Source organism: Eubacterium sp. AF17-7 (genome assembly GCF_003461285.1).
GTDB classification, from domain to species: Bacteria; Bacillota; Clostridia; order Lachnospirales; family Lachnospiraceae; genus Eubacterium_U; species Eubacterium_U album.
In genome coordinates, this window is record NZ_QTWU01000046.1 from 325 (window position 1) to 538 (window position 214).

The following is a 214-nucleotide window of genomic DNA, read 5'->3' on the forward strand; positions in this document are numbered from 1 at the left end:
AGCAGCTGATTTGTAATCAGCAGGTTAACGGTTCGAGTCCGTTCATCGGCTTTTTTGGACCTGTAGCTCAGTTGGTTAGAGCAACCGGCTCATAACCGGTCGGTCCTGGGTTCGAGTCCCCGCAGGTCCATTGAACTCAAAAGAAAAGAAGAAAACAGCAAGGGATCTTAGCTCAGCTGGGAGAGCACCTGCCTTACAAGCAGGGGGTCACAGG

General features: G+C 51.9%; 1 tRNA gene. It reads left to right on the plus strand.

The window, feature by feature from the left end:
• The first annotated feature begins 56 nt into the window (after positions 1–56).
• A tRNA-Ile gene (locus DWW96_RS13805) sits at positions 57–130 on the plus strand.
• The last annotated feature ends 84 nt before the right edge of the window (positions 131–214 follow it).